Genomic DNA, 18425 nt, shown 5'->3' on the forward strand with positions numbered 1-18425 from the left:
CAGGGATGACGGTGGCAATCAAGAAAGTCGGCGTGATCGGTTCGGGCCAGATGGGCAACGGGATTGCGCATGTGGCGGCGCTGGCCGGCTTCGACGTGGTGCTCAACGACGTGTCCGGCGACCGGCTGAAATCGGCGCTCGCGACCATCAACGGCAATCTGACCCGTCAGGTCTCCCGCAAGAGCATCAGCGATGCCGAGCGCAAGCAGGCGCTCGACCGCATCACATCCTCAGAGACGCTCGATGCGCTGGCCGATTGCGACCTCGTGATCGAGACCGCGGTCGAGAAGGAAGAGACCAAGCGCAAGATCTTCCACGATGTCTGCGCGGTGCTGAAGCCGGAGGCGATCGTCGCCTCGAACTCATCGTCGATCTCGATCACCCGCCTTGCGGCGTCGACCGACCGTCCCGAGAAGTTCATCGGCATTCACTTCATGAATCCGGTGCCGGTGATGGAGCTCGTCGAGCTGATCCGCGGCATCGCCACCGACGACGTCACCTTCGACACCGCGAAGGCATTCGTCAGCAAGCTCGGCAAGCAGGTCGCGGTGTCCGAGGACTTCCCGGCCTTCATCGTCAACCGCATCCTGCTGCCGATGATCAACGAGGCGATCTACACGCTGTATGAGGGCGTCGGCAATGTCGAGGCGATCGACGCGGCGATGAAGCTCGGTGCGCATCATCCGATGGGCCCGCTCGAGCTCGCCGATTTCATCGGCCTCGATACCTGCCTGTCGATCATGCAGGTGCTGCATGAGGGGCTCGCCGATTCCAAGTACCGGCCGTGCCCGCTGCTGGTGAAATACGTCGAGGCCGGCTGGCTCGGCCGCAAGACCCAGCGCGGCTTCTACGACTACCGCGGCGACCGCCCGGTCCCGACGCGGTAGGCGCCACGCTCGCGCCGCTTACCCGGCATTAACTTTCCCGCGCTACGCCATGCGCTGTTCTGGGAGTACCGCGCATGGACATGATGAGCATGGTCACGAGCATCCTGTCGATGCAGCAGGGTAATCTGCAGAACGAGATCGCGACCCGCGTCACCAAGCAGAACATGGACGCGCAAAAGTTTGCGGTTCAGACCCTGCTCGGCACGCCCTCGACCGCGAATCTGGCCTCCGGCGTCGGCGGCAACCTCAACGCGGTCGCCTGATCAAACCCGTTACCTGATCAAAACCCGTTACCTGATCAAAGCCCCGCGGCGGCCGGCTGCAGCGCGGCCTTCACCAGCTTGATCGCGTCGTCGCTCGCCCATTCGGCGGGGCCGGCGATGTTGGCGATTTCGCAGCCCTTGGCGTCGACCAACACTGACGTGGGCATCCCGAGCGCCTTGCCTATGTTCTTAAGGTCCTGAAACACCTTGGCTTTTGCATCGCTGAAATAGCCGAGATTGGTCAGATTGGCCTCTTTCAGGAAATTCTTCGGCTTGTCCGGGTCGCGGGTGTCGATGTTGATCGCGACCACCTCGAAATCCTTGCCGCCGAGCTTGGTCTGCAGGCTGTCGAGCGCCGGCATCTCCTTGCGGCAGGGCACGCACCAGGTGGCCCAGAGGTTGACCAAGAGGGTCTTGCCGCGGAAGTCCGAGAGCTTCTTGGGCTGGCCGTTCGCATCCTCGAAGGTGAGGTCGGGCAGGCGGAGCGGGGTGGCCGCCATGGTCAGCGCCGCGACCTCGCCATGGGCCAGGGGGGCGATCTTCTTCGCCAGGTCCACCGCGCCGTTGCAGGCGATGTCGCCGCCAGGCGCATGCTTGAGGCTGGAGACCCCGACATAGCCGATCACGGCGCCGGCCAGCACCGCGCCGATCACCAGCGGGATGCGCCATCCGGCGGCACGCTTGGCGGCCGGCTGGGGAGGGGTCGTCTCGGGCATATTGTTTGTCATCCTGGGTCAGATATGGCTAAGCAGTGCCGGGAATACGATCGGAACCGCCTTGCTGTTTCGCCGTGGAAACAGCAGGCCTGCAATACAAAGTCGTGAGCGAGAAGTCATGAGCAACAAGATGTGGGGCGGCCGGTTCTCGGAGCGTCCCGACGCCATCATGGAGGAAATCAACGTCTCCATCGACGTCGACCGTCACCTTTATGCCCAGGACATCACGGCGTCCAAGGCCCACGCGGCGATGCTGGCCGCGCAAGGCATCATCACGGCTGCTGATGCGAAAAATATCGGCAAAGGTCTAGACACGATTTTGTCAGAGATCGGCAAGGGCGGTTTCGACTTCAAGCGCGCGCTCGAGGACATCCACATGAATGTCGAGTCGCGGCTGTCCGAGCTGATCGGCCCCGCCGCGGGCCGGCTGCACACCGCGCGCTCGCGCAACGACCAGGTCGCGACCGACTTCCGACTCTATGTCCGCGACACGATCGACGAGACGGATGCGGCGCTCGCCGCGTTCCAAGAGGCACTTGTCGCCCGCGCGCTAGAGCATGCCGGAACCGTGATGCCGGGCTTCACCCATCTGCAGACCGCGCAGCCGGTGACGTTCGGCCACCATTTGCTGGCCTATGTCGAGATGGCCTCGCGCGACCGCGGCCGCTTCGCCGATGCGCGCAAGCGGCTGAACGAATCCCCGCTGGGAGCCGCCGCGCTCGCCGGCACCTCGTTCCCGATCGACCGTGCCGCGACTGCCAAGGCGCTCGGCTTCGACCGGCCGATGGCCAATTCGCTCGATGCGGTGTCCGACCGCGATTTCGTGCTGGAGACGCTGTCGGCGGCGGCGATCTGCGCCGTCCACATGTCGCGCTTCGCCGAGGAGATCGTGATCTGGACCTCGCCGCTGGTTGGCCTGGTCAGGCTCAGCGACAAGTTCACCACCGGCTCGTCGATCATGCCGCAGAAGCGCAACCCAGATGCCGCCGAACTGGTGCGCGCCAAGACCGGCCGGGTGATCGGTGCGCTGACCGCGCTCCTGATCGTGATGAAGGGCCTGCCGCTCGCCTATCAAAAGGACATGCAGGAGGACAAGCAGGGCGCGATGGAGGCGTTCGCCGCGCTCTCGCTCGCGATCCGCGCCATGACCGGCATGGTCGAGGACCTCGTGCCTGACGAGGCCAAGATGAAGGCCGCCGCCGGTGAGGGCTACGCCACCGCGACCGATCTCGCCGACTGGCTGGTGCGCACGCTGAAAATGCCGTTCCGCGATGCCCACCACGTCACCGGGCGGATCGTCGGCCTCGCCTCGCAGCAGGGCATCGCGCTTCACGAATTACCACTGCAGGCGATGCAGGAGGTCGAGCCCAAGATCACCGCCGACGCGCTGAAGGTGCTGTCCGTCGAGTCGTCGGTGAAAAGCCGCACCTCGTTCGGCGGCACGGCGCCGAAGAATGTGCTGGCGCAGGCCAAGGCCTGGGCCAAGCGGCTGGAAAAAGAGCGAAAATTGGGCTGAACTGGGAAAAATCACCGTGATTTCATCGCCGTCCGGGGCTCGCCAGAGCACGCCAATGTTTGTATGGTGCCGCCGCATTGGGGATTTCGTCGTGACCAGCAAGAACCGCCTCACCCCGTCGGGATGGGCCATCATTGTGCTGAGCGTGTCTGCGCTGGCGCTTGGCGGCTGCGGCCGCAAGGGACCGCTCGACCTGCCGCCGACCGCGAATGCGGTGCCGGCGGCTCCCGGCGATACCGAGGCCGAGCGGCAGGCGCAGCCCAGCGTGTTCAACCCGACCTACGGATCGGATGCCGGACCGACCGCGCCGAAAGGCGCGAAAAAATCCTTTATCCTCGATCCGCTGCTCGGCAATTAACAGCTAAAAGCGTGTCATGAACCATTTCGACTATCGCAACGGCGTGCTGCACGCCGAGGCGGTCAATCTCATTGAGCTCGCGGAAGCCGTCGGCACGCCGTTCTATTGCTATTCGACCGCGACGCTCGAGCGCCACTACCGCGTCTTCACCGAGGCCTTCGCCAGCGAGAAGGCGCTGGTCTGCTACGCCATGAAGGCGAACTCGAACCAGTCCGTGCTGCGCACGCTGGCGAAGCTCGGCGCCGGCGCCGACGTGGTGTCGGGCGGTGAGTTGAAGCGGGCGCTCGCGGCCGGCATTCCGCCGTCCAAGATCGTGTTCTCCGGCGTCGGCAAGACCGAAAGCGAGCTGCGCGCCGCGCTCGCGACCGACATCCTCTGCATCAACATCGAGTCCGAGCCGGAGCTCGAATTGCTGTCGCGCCTCGCCGTCGAGATGAAGACGACCGCGCGGATCTCGGTGCGGGTCAATCCCGACGTCGATGCCGGCACCCATGCCAAGATCTCGACCGGCAAGTCCGAGAACAAGTTCGGCATCCCGATCGCGCGGGCACGCGCGGTCTATGCCCGCGCGGCAAAGCTGCCGGGCATCAAGGTGACCGGCACCGACGTGCATATCGGCAGCCAGATCACCGATCTCGGCCCGCTGGAGGCCGCCTTCCGCCTGCTCGCCGAATTCGTCCAGGAGCTGCGCGCCGACGGCCACGACATCTCGCATGTCGATTTCGGCGGCGGCCTCGGCATTCCCTACTACATGGACCGCGCCGCGCCGCCGGCGCCGGATGCCTATGCCGCGATGGTCAAGCGCGTGACCCACAATCTCGGCTGCACGCTGATGTTCGAGCCGGGCCGCATGATCGTCGGCAATGCCGGCATCCTGGTCACCCGCGTGGTCTATGTGAAGCCGGGCGATGCCAAGAATTTCGTGATCATTGATGCGGCGATGAACGACCTGATCCGGCCGACGCTGTACGAGGCGCATCACGACATCCTGCCGGTACGCCAGCCGGCGCCTGATGCGCCGACCATGGTCGCCGACGTCGTCGGCCCGGTCTGCGAGACCGGCGACTACCTCGCGCTCGACCGTACGCTGCCGCAGCCGAAGGCCGGCGATCTCCTCGCGATCATGACCGCCGGCGCCTATGGCGCGGTGCAGTCCGGCACCTACAACACGCGGCCTTTGGTGCCGGAAGTGCTGGTGAAGGACGACCAGTACGCCGTGATCCGCCCGCGCATCGACGTCGATGCGCTGATCGCGATGGACAAGCCCGCGCCCTGGCTGTGATCTTGTAACCCGGATGGAGCGCAGCGAAATCCGGGACGATCTTGCCACGTGGTGAGAACCCGGATTGCGCTGCGCTCCATCCGGGCTACGCGTCTCATTTCGCGGCGTGACCACCGCCCTTGCCGCCGCCGACGATCACGCCCGCGGCCTTCTCGATCGGCTTGATCGCGGCGGTGAAGTCCGACTCCGGGCCCTCGTCGCGGATGATCACTTCCCAGAGCCGGCCGACCGCCTCGGCGACTTCCATCGAAAGCCCGAGCGAGCGCATCTCCTCGACCGCGAGGCGCACGTCCTTCACCATCAGCCCGGTGGCGAAGCCGAAGTCGAAGCTGCGCGGCAGCACCGAGCGCGGAAACTTGTCGCGGCTTGCAGTGTTCAGGCCGGAGCCGGCGTTGATCACGTCGATCATCACGGCCGGATCAAGCCCCGACTTCACGCCCATCACCACGGCTTCCGAGGTCGCCACCATCGCGGTCGCGGAGAGGAAATTGTTGGCGAGCTTCATGGTCTGGCCGGAGCCCGGCTTGGTGCCGATGAAGAACACCTTGCCGATCACGTCGAGCGCAGGCTTGACCAGCTCGAAATCCGCCTTCGGGCCCGACACCATCACCGCCAGCGTGCCCTTCTCGGCGCCGGAGACGCCGCCGGAGACCGGACTGTCGATCTGCACGATGTTCTTCTTCGCCAGCAGGTCGTGGATCTTCACCGCCATCTGCGAGCCGACGGTGGAGAGATCGATAAAGCGTTTCACCCGCGCGCCCTCGATCACGCCGCCGGTGCCGGTGGCGACCTCGAGCGAGGCCCGCAGCGAGGGCAGGCTCGCCATCACGGTCTCGACCCGGTCGGCGATGTCCTTCGGCGACGTCGCAGCCGCAGCGCCGAGCGCGACGAACTGGTCGACGGCGTCCTTGCGAGTGTCGAACACGGTGAGGGTGTGGCCGGCCTCGATCAGCCGCCGCGCCATCGGGAAGCCCATCTTGCCGAGGCCGATGAATCCGATTTCCATAAGTCGTTTCCTCTGTATGTCGTTACGCGCGAAGCCCGCGTCATATTCGGTGTCGTCCCTGCTTTCGCAGGGACGACGATGTTGAGGCAGCGCGGCTCGCTTACGCCTTGCCGTCGAGCTCGGCGAACACTTCGCGCGCGATGCGGAAGCTGTCGACGCCGCAGGGAATGCCGGCATAGATCGCCGCCTGCATGAAGATCTCGCGGATCTCGTCGCGGCTGACGCCGTTGGTCAGCGCGCCCTTGATATGCGCCCGCAACTCGTGCGGCCGGTTCAGGATCGAGATCATCGCGAGGTTGAGCATGCTGCGGGTCTTGTGCGGCAACTCCTCGCGGCCCCAGACCGCGCCCCAGCAATATTCGGTGACGAGCTCCTGGAACGGCTTGTTGAAGCTGTCCGAGTTCTTCAGCGCGTTGTTGACATAGGCCTCGCCAAGCACCGCCTTGCGGATCTCCAAGCCCTTGTCGTGCGTTTTCTGGTCCATACTTCCCTCACAGGTTAATGCCGCGGTTCGGGCCGGGACGTTACGGGGTCGAAACGCCGCAGTCACTCCTTCGTGTTATGCGTATTTCCCGGTGTGGGTTTCGTCCCGAAACGGGTGCCTCAATGCCGCCGCTGTGCTAGGCTGACGTGCTGGTAACCCGGAGATTTTATTGAGCGGTGCCAACCTCGACCCGTCGGAGAACCCGTCACGCGCCGCGCGCGACAGCGATGCGGCTTCACGGCTGAAGCTGACGCAGCTGAAGCTGACCGAGGCTCTGCAGCGGGCAACATTTGCGATTGCGTGGGAGCGCGCCTGGCCGCATCTGGCCCGGTTCCTCACGGTCGTCGGTCTGTTCCTGGTCGCGTCATGGGCCGGGCTTTGGCTGGTGCTGCCGTTTGCCGCGCGGGTGGCGGGCACCGGCCTGTTCGCGCTTGCCGCGCTCGCGATGCTGCTGCCGCTCGTACGCTTCCGCTGGCCGACCCGCGACGAGGCGCTGAGCCGGCTCGACCGCGGCGCCGGCATCCGTCACCGTCCGGCGACCACCCTTTCCGACACGCTGTCGACGCAGGATCCGTTCGCGCTCGCGCTGTGGCAGGCGCAGCGCGAGCGCACGCTGGCCTCGATCAAGCGCATCCGCGCCGGCCTGCCGCGGCCGCGCGTCTCGCTGCACGATCCCTGGGCGCTGCGTGCGCTGGTCATCGTGATGCTGGTCGCCACCTATGTCGCCGCCGGCGACGAGCGCGGCCTGCGCCTCGTCTCCGCGTTCGACTGGAACGGCATCATGGCGCCGGCCAACATCCGGGTCGACGCCTGGGTGACGCCACCGAACTACACCGGCAAGCCGCCGGTCATCCTGTCCAATGCCAACAAGGATGCCGCCGCGGCCGACAACGGCCCGCTCGCGGTTCCCGCCGGCAGCACGCTGCTGGTGCGCTCCAGCGGCGGCAATATCGATGTCGCCGTCGGTGGCGGCGTGACCGAGATCGCGGCCGCCGAGGCGGCGCCGAAGGGCACCAACGAGCGGCATTTCAAGATCACGGCCGACGGCACCGCGCATGTCCGCGCCCCGGCCGGCCAGCCGCAGTGGAAGTTCACCGCAACCCCGGATCGTCCGCCGTCGATCGCGCTCGCCAAGGACCCGGAGCGGCAGGCGCGAGGCTCCCTGCAGCTCTCGTACAAGCTCGAGGATGATTACGGCGTCAGCGAAGCCCGCGCGCAGTTCGCGGCGCGGCCGAGCGATGTCAAGGATCCCAGCCGCGACGCGAGCAAGGCCGCGCAGCCGCGTCCGCTGTTCGAGCCGCCGCAATTCGCGCTGGTGCTGCCGAATGCGCGCACCCGTAATGGCGTCGGCCAGACATTGAAGGATCTCACCGAGGACCCCTATGCCGGCGCCGACGTGACGCTGACGCTGACCGCAAAGGATGAGGCGGGCAACGAGGCCAAGAGCGATCCGTTCAACATGCGCCTGCCCGAGCGCCTCTTCACCAAGCCGCTGGCGCGCGCGCTGATCGAGCAGCGCCGCATCCTGGCGCTCGATGCCAACCAGAACGGCCAGGTGTTTGCCGCGCTCGAGGCGCTGATGATCGCCCCGGAGATGTTCACGCCGGATGCCGGCCAGTATCTCGGCCTGTTCAGCGTCGGCCATCAGCTCGAGGCGGCGCGCACCGACGACCAGCTGCGCGAGGTCGTCGCCAGCCTGTGGTCGCTCGCCGTCACCATCGAGGACGGCAACATCTCCGACGTCGACAAGGCGTTGCGCGCGGCGCAGGACGCGCTGAAGCAGGCGCTGGAACGCGGCGCCAGCGACGAGGAGATCAAGAAGCTCACCGACAATCTGCGCGCCGCGCTGGACAACTTCCTGCGCCAGATGGTCGAGCAGTTCCGCAACAACCCGCAGCAGCTCGCCCGGCCGCTCGATCCGAACGCCAAGGTGTTGAGCCAGCAGGACCTGAAGAACATGCTCGATCGCATGGAGCGGCTGTCACGCTCCGGCGACAAGGAGGCGGCACGGCAGCTGCTCGAGCAGATGCAGCAGATGCTGGAAAACCTGCAGATGGCGCAGCCCGGGCAGGGCGACGACGGCATGGAGCAGGCGCTCAACGAGCTCGGCGACATGATCCGCAAGCAGCAGCAGTTGCGCGACAAGACCTTCAAGCAGGGCCAGGACTCGCGCCGCGACCGCATGCGCGGCAAGCAGGGCGACCAGTCGATGGACGACCTGCAGCAGGATCAGCAGGGGCTGCGCGACCGCCTGAAGAAGCTGCAGGACGAGCTCGCCAAGCGCGGCATGGGTCCGGATCAGCGCGGCCAGAAGGGCCAGAAAGGTCAAAAGGGCCAGAAGGGCGATCAGGCCGAGCAGGGACAGCCGGGCGACGGCGATCAGGGCGACCAGGGTGACGACGGCGATGGCCTCGACCAGGCCGATTCCGCGATGGGCGATGCCACCGGTCGCCTCGGCGAGGGCAATGCCGATGGCGCGGTGGATTCGCAGGGGCGGGCGCTCGATGCGCTGCGCAAGGGCGCCCAGAGCCTCGCCGATTCGATGCAGCAGGGCGACGGCGACCAGCCCGGCGACGGCCCGAGCAATCGCGCCGGCCGCCAGCAGAGCGGCGGCAACCGCACCGACCCGCTCGGCCGGCCGCTGCACGGCCGTGACCTCGGCGACGACTACACGGTGAAGATCCCCGGCGAGATCGACGTCCAGCGCGTGCGCCGCATCCTGGAAGAACTCCGCCGCCGCCTCGCCGACCCGTCCCGCCCGCAGCTCGAACTCGACTACATCGAGCGGCTGCTGAAGGATTACTGAGCCTCGGATTACTGAGCCTCGTCCGCACCCTCCGCCGTCATCGCCCGGCTCGACCGGGCGATCCAGTATTCCAGAGACACCAGCGATTGAATCGAAAAGTCGCGGCGTACTGGATGCCCCGCCTTCGCGGGGCATGACAGCGTGTGTGTGGCTCGAGCTTGTAGCCCGGATGGAGCGCAGCGTAATCCGGGGTTCGCGCAACCTGCGACACTGTTCCCGGATTGCGCTTCGCTCCATCCGGGCTACGCAGCTATCCCCGTCATCCTGAGGCTCGCAAGAGCTCGCGCCTCAGGATGACGGTTCTAGGTAGGTGAGGAGGATGCGTTAGCTCGCCTTCCGCGCTGCCAGCGCGTCGGCTACGGCGGTGCGGATGTCGGCGACCGCGAACGGCTTGGTCACCACATCATGCACGATCGCCTCGAGGCCCGAGGCGCGCTCGCGCTGGTGGGCGAAGCCGGTCATCAGGAGGATCTTCAGCGCCGGAAAGTCGCGCGCCGCGGTCAGCGCCAGCGCGATGCCGTCCATGACAGGCATCTGGATGTCGGTGAGCAGCAGGTCGAACGCGCCCTCGTCGCGGGTCAGCATTTCCAGCGCCTCGGCGCCGTCCTGCGCGGTGACGGTCTCGTGGCCGTCCATCGCAATGGCGCGCGCCACCAGCGAGCGCATGGAGTCTTCGTCGTCGGCAATCAGGACACGCGGCATGAGCTCATTTCCGTAAAGCGATCGCGGGCAGCCTCAGGCGCGGCCGCCGGCGAGATCCCGCTTGTTGAAGAAACGTACGTCGATATTGCGGCCTTCGGGCGGCGGCGAGGCGAGGCGCGACTTGAAGAAGGCGCTTTCGCCGGGATGAAGCACCGACTGCTCCAGCACCGCGTTCCAGGCGTAGATCTCGGCGCCCTGCGCGTCGCGGACCGAGAAGCGCAGCCGCGGCAGCTCGACCGGCTTGCGGGTCTGGCCGACGATCATGCCCTCGATGACCAGCACCGGCTTGCCGTCGACGGTCTCGTTGGTGATCTTGAGGTCCTTGAACGCGAGCCCGCGCAGGTTCACGTCCAGCCCGACCATCTTGTAGAACAGCGCCGACTGCGGCAGCAGGCGCACCACGTCGTTGCGCCAGACTACGAGCGCGACGATCAGCGCCGCCATCGCCGCGCAGGTGGTGGGCAGGGCGCCGACCACCGGCATGAATGGGATCCGGGGCAGTGAGGGCAGGCGGAACAGCCGGGAAAGCCGGAAGCCGCGCCTGGTTCCGGCCGCGGCCTGGATGTCGGCATGATCGGCGGCATCCTGCTGGGCGACCTCCGGCCAGTCGGCGGCGTGTCCTTCGTCGGGCAGGTCGGCCGAGATCGAGGGGCTTTCGACCATCGGGGGCTCCCCGTCGCGGTCCTGATGGTCCTGGCGCTCCATCGCCGCCCATTCGCTGGCCGCATCGGCGCCGGCAGGCACCATGGCCGGCACCGCCTCGACCGCATCCTCCGGCCGGGCCAGCCAGACCTCCTTACAGCGGGAACAGCGGACGGTGCGCCCGGCGTCCCCCAGGGTGGCCAGCTGAATGGCGTAGGATGTTGTACAATGCGGGCAAACGATGTGCATGGAGCCGAATCTCTACTGTGACTCTGCCCGGATGCTACTTAGCGACCGTTAACGAATCGGAAACCATAACCGAAGCACAACCCTTCTGTGCGGTGCGCGGCCGGTCCGCCGGCTGGGGCGTCGCTGGTGTGGGGTATTGGGCTCTCGGCCCTCTCGAACGGAGCTAGGCTTGGTTCGGTTCGAACATGTAGGTCTCCGCTACGGGCTCGGCCCGGAGATTCTGCGCGACCTCTCCTTCACCATCCCGGCGCACTCCTTCCAGTTCCTCACCGGACCGTCGGGCGCCGGCAAGACCTCGCTGTTGCGGCTGTTGTTCCTGTCGCTGCGGCCGACCCGCGGGCTGGTCAATCTGTTCGGCCACGACGTCTCGCTGCTGGGCAAGGACCAGGTCGCCGAGCTGCGCCGGCGGATCGGCATCGTGCTGCAGGATTTCCGCCTGCTCGACCACATGACGACCTACGAGAATGTGGCGCTGCCGTTCCGCGTCATGGGCCGCGACGAATCGAGCTACCGCCGCGAGGTGATCGACCTCCTGAAATGGGTCGGCCTCGGCGAGCGCATGGATGCGCTGCCGCCGATCCTGTCGGGCGGCGAGAAGCAGCGCGCCGCGATCGCGCGCGCGGTGATCTCGCGGCCGCAATTGCTGCTGGCGGACGAGCCGACCGGCAGCGTCGACCCGACGCTGGGGCGGCGCCTGCTGCGGCTGTTCATCGAGCTCAACAAATCGGGCACCGCGGTGATCATCGCGACCCATGACATCACGCTGATGGACCAGTACGAGGCGCGGCGCCTCGTGCTGCATCAGGGACGGCTGCACATCTATGAGTAGGACCGGCGACGAGAAGGTGCCGTTGGTCGATCTCGGACGCGAGCGTCCGCAGGTCCCGGCCACCGCGCGCAACATGTCGCCGATCGTGCCGCGCGCCTCGATCTCCGGCCGCGCGCTGGTCGCGGTGGTCGCGATCATGACGTTCCTGGCGTCGCTCACCACCGGCACCGTGCTGCTGGTCAGTGCCTCGGCGGCCGAGTGGCAGTCGGAGGTCGCGAGCGAGATCACCATCCAGGTGCGACCGTCGACCGGCCGCGACCTCGACCGCGATGCGCAGGCCGCGGCGGACGCGATGCGGGCGCAGCCGGGCATCCTCGAGGTGCGGCCGTTCAGCAAGGAGGAATCCTCAAAACTGCTCGAGCCGTGGCTCGGCAGCGGGCTCTCGATCGACGAATTGCCGGTGCCGCGCGTCATCGTGGCGCGGGTGCAGCCGGGCTCCACGCTCGACCTCGCAGGCTTGCGCGCGCGGGTGACGCAGGTCGCGCCGACCGCCAGCGTCGACGATCACCGCGCCTGGATCGAGCGGATGCGCTCGATGACCGGCGCCACCATGTTCGCCGGCGTCGGCATCCTCATTCTCGTCATCATCGCCACCATCATCTCGGTGTCGTTCGCCACCCGCGGCGCGATGGCGGCGAACCGGCCGATCGTCGAGGTGCTGCATTTCGTCGGTGCCGGCGACAGCTACATCGCCAACCGCTTCCTCCGCCACTTCCTCCGGCTCGGCCTCGAAGGAGGGCTGATCGGCGGCGGCGCGGCGATGCTGGCATTTGGCTTTTCCGAATCGATCGCCAACTGGTTCTCCGGCACGCCGGTGGGCGACCAGTTCGCGGCGCTGCTCGGCACGTTCTCGCTGCGGCCGTCGGGCTATCTGGTGCTGGCGTTGCAGGCGGTGCTGATCGCGGCGATCACCGCCTGGGCGTCGCGACGCACGCTGTTTGCGACGCTGGATGACATCGACTGACGGCGCGTGACCGCGATCATGGTGCCGTCAACGTGATCGCGAGCGCGGCTGGAATGTGACATTGCGCGCGCACGCCCGGTCTTGCCGCCGAGCAAACCGGATTTCCACTTTTTCGGTTCATGCTCTAAAATCCGCCGGGGGGAAGGGACTGCCGCATCACATGAGTTTGGAGACCGACGATACGTCGCCGAACGGCCCTGCCGCGCGCCCGCGGGGCTGGCTGCGCGCGGCCATCGTCGCGCCACTGGCGCTGGCCTTCGTCGCCGCCGGGATCGGCTTTGTCGGCTTCCTGTCGCAGCTGCGTGGTGTCGAGACCGATCCGCCGCAGACCGCCGACGGCATCGTGGTGCTGACCGGCGGCTCCTCTCGGGTGTCGGACGCGATGGAGCTCTTGGCCGCGGGCTACGGCAAACGTCTGTTGATCTCCGGCGTGCATCCGACCAATGACGCGAGCGACATCTCGCGCTCGCTACCGGACAGCCAGCGGCTGATGAGCTGCTGCGTCGATCTCGACCGTTCCGCGGTCAACACCCGCAGCAATGCGGCGGAGACGCGGCGCTGGGCGCGCGAGCGCGGCTTCAAGTCGCTAATCGTTGTGACTTCGAACTACCACATGCCGCGCGCGATCGTGGAACTGTCGCATGCGATGCCCGACATCACGCTGATCCCGTTCGCCGTGGTCGGCGAGAAATGGCGCGACGAGCCGTGGTGGACAAGTGGCGCGACGTTCCGTCTCCTGCTATCGGAGTACGCCAAATATGTCGCCGCCGAGGTGCGGGTGCGGCTGGCCGATGTCGGTCTCGATCTGAGGCCAGATACGGGCGAGCCGGCCGGCACGCCGCGCCGCCCGGCCACCGCGCAGGCGAATTGATACTGGGATAGAGATGACGTCGATCTTCCTGCGCTCGCTGATCTTCAACGTGCTGTTCTATCTGGTGCTGGTGGTGTTGTGCATCGTCGCGATCCCGACGCTGCTGCTGCCGCGCGGCGCGCTGATGGCGCTGCAGGCGGCGTGGGCCGACATCAGCCTGTTCCTGATGCGGGTGATCTGCAATATCAGGATCGAGTTCCGCGGCGTCGAGAAGATCCCGCAGGGACCGCTGGTGATCGCCGCGAAGCACCAGTCGTTCTGGGAGACCTTTGCGCTGGTGCGCTTCTTCGAGCACCCGCTGTTCATCCTCAAGCGCGAACTGATGATGATCCCGGTGTTCGGCTGGTACCTGAAGAAGGCCGGCATGATCTCGGTGGAGCGCGGCGGCGGTCCGCGCTCGCTGCTCAAGACGCTGAAGCAGGCCGCGGCCGAGGTGAAGCAGGGCCGTCAGCTCGTGATCTTTCCCGAGGGCACTCGCACCGCGCCGGGCGCGCCGCCCGCCTACAAGGCCGGCGTCGCCCAGATCTATGTCGAGAGCGCGGTGCCATGCTTGCCGATCGCGCTCAACTCCGGCCTGTTCTGGCCGCGCCGGACCTTCATGCGCTATCCCGGCACGCTGGTGGTTGAATTCCTCGATCCGCTGCCGCCGGGCTTGCCGCGCGACGAATTCATGACCCGCCTGCGCGATCAGATCGAGACCGCTACCACCCGCATCGTCGACGCCGCCCGCGCCGAGCAGGCGCAATTGTTCGGCGAGGTGCCGACCCCGGCGAAGGGCTAGAACGCAGTTTACTTCGCCCGCGCCGGCGTCAGCGGGCCAGCGGGTGCCGCCCGCATCAGGCTGACCAGCATCAGCCCGATGATCGCCGCCCAGAATGCGATCTGGAAGCCGTCGATGATGGACAGCACATTGGCTTCGCGCCGGACCAGCGACGCCAGCGTGCCGGTGGCGCGCGCCAGCGCCGTCTCTCCGGCGGTGCCAAATTGCGCAAAGCGGCCGGTCAGGGCGCCGAGCGTCCGCGCCACCTCGCCGTCGCCGGCGAACACGTGCAGCCCGATCAGATTGGAATGGACCTGCTGGCGCACGCGCAGCCAGGTCGTCATCGCCGTCACTGCGATCTCGATCACGTCGAGGCGCATCACCTGGATGTAGGCGACGAACGCGGTGGCCCGCGCCGGGTTCGCATTCGACAGCACGAAGATCAGAAGGCCGGTGAAGGTGAGGCCCTGGCCGACGGCCTGCACCAGCGCCATCGGAATGAAATTCTCCGGCGCCCATTGCTGCGTGATGCGGGTGCCCATCCAGGCTGCGAGCGCAAAGCTCGTCAGCCCGAGCACGACCACGATCCGCGCATCGATCCGGCGCAGCAGCCAGACGGCGGCGGGCACCGCGACGAGCAGCGGCAAGGCCACGTAGAGCAGGAACAGCTGGCCGATCTGCTCGGGCCGAAGCCCCGCGACGACGGTCAGGAAGTTCGGGACCAGCATGGTGTTGGACAGGCTGGTGACCATGTAGGTCATCAGGGTCAGCAGCACCAAAACGACGTTGCGCGACATCAGCACGGTGGGACTCGCCCACGGCTCCGGGACCAGCGCTTCGTTGACGAGGAACGCGACAACGAGCGCGCCGCCGGCGACGATCAGCCCGGTCACCGTGCCGGATTCGAACCAGTCCAGCCGGTTGCCCTGGTCGCAGCCGGCGTAGATCAGCGCAAGGCCGGCGCCGAGCAGCAGCATGCCGCCCCAGTCCGCCTGCGCCATCAGCTTGCGGTTGATCTCTTCCCGGGGCGTGCCGAGCCAGGTCAGCAGCGCCATCAGCGCGGCGACCACGGCATCCTGCCAATATAGCCACTGCCAGCCGACATGATCGACATAGAGGCCGACCAGCGACACGCCGGCATTGCCGGTGAAGGACAGCCGGAACGAATAGGCGGCGAGGCCGACGATCCACCATTGCATCGGCATGTTGTGCAGCACGATCATGATCGTCGCCGGCACGAACACGCCGAGCAGCAGGCCGCGCATGAGATGCAGGGCCAGCAACGTCTGGTAATCGCGCACGAAAGGGATCGCCAACGCGATGACGATGTAGAGCAAGCTCGGGCCGATCAGCACGCGGCGCAGCCCGAACACGGTGGCAAGCCAGGCCACGGCCGGCGCGATCAGGATCTGCGGCGCGGTCGAGGCCGTCGTCAGCCATGCCCCCTCGTCGAAGCTGAGGCCGAACTGGCCCCGGAGGTCCGGCAGGCCCAGCGCGAACAGCCGCACGTCGAAGCTCGCGATGAAGGCGCCGAGCAGCACGGCGCCGACGGCGAACAGCGGGCGGTGCGAGGTTTGGCCGATAGAGATTGGCCCGCTGCTGATGGCTGCGGCCGTCATAGCGTGTCTCCGGCAACCTTGATGTGCGTGACGACCGACATCCCGGGCCGCAGCCGGTCGACCAGCGGTTGGCTCTGATCGAACGCGATGCGGACCGGGATGCGCTGCACCACCTTGGTGAAGTTGCCGGTCGCGTTGTCGGGCGGCAGCAGCGCAAAGGTCGCGCCGCTGGCCGGCGAGATGCGCTCGACGCGACCGCGCAGCACCACGCCGGGGAAGGTGTCGACGGTGACGTCGACCGGCTGGCCCGGCGTCACGTGGGTCAGCTGCGTCTCCTTGTAGTTCGCCACCACGTAGACGCTCGGCAGCGGCACCACAGCGATCAGATTGGTGCCGACATTGACGTAGTTGCCGTCCTGGACCATGCGCTCGCCGACGACGCCGTCGAACGGCGCCACGATGCGGGTATAGCCGAGGCGCAGCTCGGCGGTCGTGAGATCCGCCTCGCCGGCCTGCAGCTTGGCGCGCAGCAGGCTTTCGTCGCCGTTCAGGATCTCGAGCTGGCTGCGCTGCGCGTCGATCGTCGCCTCGGTCGCCGCCAGCGCGGCGCCGGCCGTGTCGTGCGCGGCCGTCGCCTGCTCCAGCCGCTGCCGCGTGCCGGCGACGCCGCCGCGCAGCAGCTGGTCCTGCCGCTCCAGCTCCTGCCGCGTCTCCAACTCGCGGGCGAGGGCGGAGCGGCGCTGCGCCTCCGCCTGGGCAATGACGGCGCGCTGATGCGCCTTCTGGTTCTTCAGATTGTCGAGGCTGGCCTGCGCCGCGGCGACGCTCGCTTTGGCCTGCGCCACCGCTGCATCGTAGTCCGCCGGCTCGATCTCCATCAGCAGGTCGCCGGCCCTGACGCGCTGGAAATCCCGCACCAGGACGCGCCTGACATTGCCGCTGACACGGGCGCTCAGGCGGCTAGTCTCGGCATGTACGGTGGCATTGTCGGTGCTCTGCACCGCGGCTCCTCCGAGCCAGGCATTCCAGCGGGCCGACGTCATCAGGACGAGCAGGGATGCCACGCCGACCGCCATCAACGGGATGAGCAGGCGTCGCAGGCCGCCCGATGGCGCGCCGGTCGCGGGCTTGTTCGGAGCGGCTGCCGGAGCCTTGGCTTCAGGAATCTTGGCTTCAGGAATCTTGGTTTCAGGGACCTTGGCTTCCGGACCTTTGGCCGGCGCCGGCGCTTCGACCGCAGCAGCCTTTGCTTCCGCCGGTGATGCGGCCCGACCGGCCCCGGAGAGCGCAACCGCGGCAGTTTGGGACATCGCTGTTAAGGCAACCATGTCGCTTCCCCTTTCCATCCGCTCCATTGCGGGCACGGTGATGACCTACCGGATCGGACCGGCGGCTGCGCCAAGGCGATTGCTCTCCCTGCAGAGCGATTGCGGTTACCGTCTGCGCTGCGCCGCCGCACACGCGCGCGTGACCGGGCATTTGGCGCGGGATTTTTGCCGCCTGCGTCGAAGGGTGTATCCTCCGCCCTGCGCGGTACTGCTCGCGTGAACGAGGGAAAGCGATGGACCTCAACGGAAAAGTTGCCTTCGTCACCGGCGGGTCGGGTGGCATCGGCGAAGTGATCGCCAGGGCTCTCGCCGCCGCGGGTGCGGATGTGGCGGTTTCCTATGTCGGAGAAGCCGCGCGCGCAGCGGAGTTGGTCGAGGCGCTGCGGAAGACCGGCCGGCGCAGCCACGCCGTACAACTCGATCAGCGCGATCCCGCATCGATCGATGCGTGCGTGAAAGCCGTGACCGGCCATTTCGGCCGGCTCGACATTCTGATCAACAACGCCGCGTGGAACGTCGGCATCCCGTTCAAGGATCTTGATGCGCTGACGCTGGAGATCTGGGACCGGATTCAGGAAACCGATCTGCGCGGACCCTTCCTGCTCGCGAAGGGCTTCGCCCCCGAGCTTCGGCGGCACAAGGCCGGCCGCATCGTCAATATCGCGTCAATCGCCGGGCTCGCACCGGGCGGCAGCAGCATCGCCTACGCGGTCGCCAAGGCGGGGCTGATCCATCTCACGCATTGCCTCGCCGTCGCGCTGGCGCCTGAAGTCACCGTCAACTGCGTCGCGCCCGGCCTCGTCGAGGGAACGCGCATGGCCGAGCGGGTGCCCGAGGCGATGCGGCAGGCGGCGCGCGCGCAGTCGGTGCTGGGACGAACCGGCAGCGCCGACGATATCGCCCAGCTCGTGGTCGCCTATTGCCGGATGGACAGCGTCACCGGGCAAACCATCGTCGTGGACGGCGGCAACCCGATGGCGATGCATTAGGGTTATGTGATGCCTGCCTTCGGTCGCAGAGGGACTAGAGTATGACGAATTCGGACTTGATCTGCTCCTTTTGTGGAAAGGAGCCGGGCGAGGTTGTTTCCGTGGTCAACGCGGTATCCGTGAGCACAAGTGGTCGGCAGACTGCCGGTGCGATCTGCAATGAATGCGTGGAGCTGTGCGTGCGAGTCATCGGTTTGCAGAAGCCGGAGTGGCT

Annotated in this window: 18 protein-coding genes; 11 read left to right on the top strand and 7 right to left on the bottom strand. The window is 67.0% G+C overall.

What is annotated here, in order from left to right; genetic code table 11:
- Positions 1 to 5: 5 nt before the first annotated feature.
- Positions 6 to 887, top strand: a complete 882-nt coding sequence (locus tag JQ633_RS27925) for a 3-hydroxybutyryl-CoA dehydrogenase (RefSeq protein WP_211988325.1) — start codon at positions 6 to 8, stop codon at positions 885 to 887.
- A gap of 74 nt (positions 888 to 961) precedes the next feature.
- Complete coding sequence (locus JQ633_RS27930) at positions 962 to 1150, top strand: putative motility protein (RefSeq protein WP_211988326.1); 189 nt, start codon at positions 962 to 964, stop codon at positions 1148 to 1150.
- A 35-nt stretch (positions 1151 to 1185) separates the two neighbouring features.
- Here JQ633_RS27930 and tlpA read toward each other — a convergent pair whose 3' ends face one another.
- Entirely contained in the window at positions 1186 to 1866 is a 681-nt protein-coding gene (gene tlpA / locus JQ633_RS27935; RefSeq protein ID WP_433995700.1) for a thiol:disulfide interchange protein TlpA, read from the bottom strand.
- Between the two features lie 118 nt (positions 1867 to 1984).
- Between tlpA and argH the strand changes: the two genes are divergently transcribed.
- From argH to lysA, 3 genes are all read left to right on the top strand, one after another.
- Complete coding sequence (gene argH, locus JQ633_RS27940; protein WP_211988328.1) at positions 1985 to 3382, top strand: argininosuccinate lyase; 1398 nt, start codon at positions 1985 to 1987, stop codon at positions 3380 to 3382.
- A 91-nt stretch (positions 3383 to 3473) separates the two neighbouring features.
- On the top strand, positions 3474 to 3740 hold the full coding sequence (gene lptM, locus JQ633_RS27945) for an LPS translocon maturation chaperone LptM (RefSeq protein ID WP_211988329.1): 267 nt from the start codon (positions 3474 to 3476) through the stop codon (positions 3738 to 3740).
- Between the two features lie 16 nt (positions 3741 to 3756).
- Positions 3757 to 5022, top strand: a complete 1266-nt coding sequence (gene lysA / locus JQ633_RS27950; RefSeq protein ID WP_211988330.1) for a diaminopimelate decarboxylase — start codon at positions 3757 to 3759, stop codon at positions 5020 to 5022.
- A gap of 94 nt (positions 5023 to 5116) precedes the next feature.
- Here the strand turns inward: lysA and JQ633_RS27955 are convergent, their stop codons facing one another.
- Both JQ633_RS27955 and JQ633_RS27960 read right to left on the bottom strand, forming a co-directional pair.
- Positions 5117 to 6028, bottom strand: a complete 912-nt coding sequence (locus tag JQ633_RS27955) for an NAD(P)-dependent oxidoreductase (RefSeq protein WP_211988331.1) — start codon at positions 6026 to 6028, stop codon at positions 5117 to 5119.
- Between the two features lie 100 nt (positions 6029 to 6128).
- Positions 6129 to 6512 carry a carboxymuconolactone decarboxylase family protein gene (locus JQ633_RS27960; RefSeq protein ID WP_211988332.1) on the bottom strand — a complete coding sequence of 128 codons (384 nt, stop codon included), beginning with the start codon at positions 6510 to 6512 and terminating at the stop codon, positions 6129 to 6131.
- Between the two features lie 169 nt (positions 6513 to 6681).
- Here JQ633_RS27960 and JQ633_RS27965 point away from each other — a divergent pair, with 169 nt between their 5' ends.
- Positions 6682 to 9318 carry a TIGR02302 family protein gene (locus JQ633_RS27965; protein WP_211988333.1) on the top strand — a complete coding sequence of 879 codons (2637 nt, stop codon included), beginning with the start codon at positions 6682 to 6684 and terminating at the stop codon, positions 9316 to 9318.
- A gap of 324 nt (positions 9319 to 9642) precedes the next feature.
- Here the strand turns inward: JQ633_RS27965 and JQ633_RS27970 are convergent, their stop codons facing one another.
- Together JQ633_RS27970 and JQ633_RS27975 are read right to left on the bottom strand one after the other, a co-directional pair.
- The gene (locus tag JQ633_RS27970) at positions 9643 to 10020 is read right to left on the bottom strand and encodes a response regulator (RefSeq protein ID WP_211988334.1); all 378 of its coding nucleotides are present in this window, start codon (positions 10018 to 10020) and stop codon (positions 9643 to 9645) included.
- Between the two features lie 33 nt (positions 10021 to 10053).
- Positions 10054 to 10911, bottom strand: a complete 858-nt coding sequence (locus JQ633_RS27975; protein WP_211988335.1) for an MJ0042-type zinc finger domain-containing protein — start codon at positions 10909 to 10911, stop codon at positions 10054 to 10056.
- Positions 10912 to 11080: 169 nt separating this feature from the next.
- On the opposite strand from JQ633_RS27975, the gene ftsE reads away from it, so the two are divergent.
- The 4 genes from ftsE (at position 11081) to JQ633_RS27995 (ending at position 14356) form a co-directional block, all read left to right on the top strand.
- Positions 11081 to 11740, top strand: coding sequence for a cell division ATP-binding protein FtsE (ftsE, locus tag JQ633_RS27980; protein ID WP_211988336.1), 660 nt, complete (start codon positions 11081 to 11083; stop codon positions 11738 to 11740).
- Complete coding sequence (locus JQ633_RS27985; protein WP_211988337.1) at positions 11733 to 12704, top strand: cell division protein FtsX; 972 nt, start codon at positions 11733 to 11735, stop codon at positions 12702 to 12704. Before ftsE ends, JQ633_RS27985 begins: the two co-directional genes overlap by 8 nt.
- A 160-nt stretch (positions 12705 to 12864) precedes the next feature.
- A complete protein-coding gene (locus JQ633_RS27990; protein ID WP_211988338.1) occupies positions 12865 to 13575 on the top strand; it encodes a YdcF family protein in 711 nt (236 codons plus the stop codon).
- Positions 13576 to 13588: 13 nt separating this feature from the next.
- A complete protein-coding gene (locus JQ633_RS27995; RefSeq protein ID WP_211988339.1) occupies positions 13589 to 14356 on the top strand; it encodes a lysophospholipid acyltransferase family protein in 768 nt (255 codons plus the stop codon).
- Positions 14357 to 14364: 8 nt separating this feature from the next.
- On the opposite strand, the gene JQ633_RS28000 is transcribed toward JQ633_RS27995, so the two are convergent.
- Together JQ633_RS28000 and JQ633_RS28005 are read right to left on the bottom strand one after the other, a co-directional pair.
- Complete coding sequence (locus JQ633_RS28000; RefSeq protein WP_211988340.1) at positions 14365 to 15954, bottom strand: MFS transporter; 1590 nt, start codon at positions 15952 to 15954, stop codon at positions 14365 to 14367.
- On the bottom strand, positions 15951 to 17222 hold the full coding sequence (locus JQ633_RS28005) for an HlyD family secretion protein (protein WP_249159701.1): 1272 nt from the start codon (positions 17220 to 17222) through the stop codon (positions 15951 to 15953). The genes JQ633_RS28000 and JQ633_RS28005 overlap by 4 nt, the downstream gene beginning before the upstream one ends.
- 233 nt (positions 17223 to 17455) lie before the next feature.
- On the opposite strand from JQ633_RS28005, the gene JQ633_RS28010 reads away from it, so the two are divergent.
- Positions 17456 to 18211, top strand: coding sequence for an SDR family NAD(P)-dependent oxidoreductase (locus JQ633_RS28010; protein ID WP_211988341.1), 756 nt, complete (start codon positions 17456 to 17458; stop codon positions 18209 to 18211).
- Positions 18212 to 18425 lie beyond the last annotated feature (214 nt).

The organism is Bradyrhizobium tropiciagri (genome assembly GCF_018130505.1).
GTDB lineage: Bacteria > Pseudomonadota > Alphaproteobacteria > Rhizobiales > Xanthobacteraceae > Bradyrhizobium > Bradyrhizobium tropiciagri_B.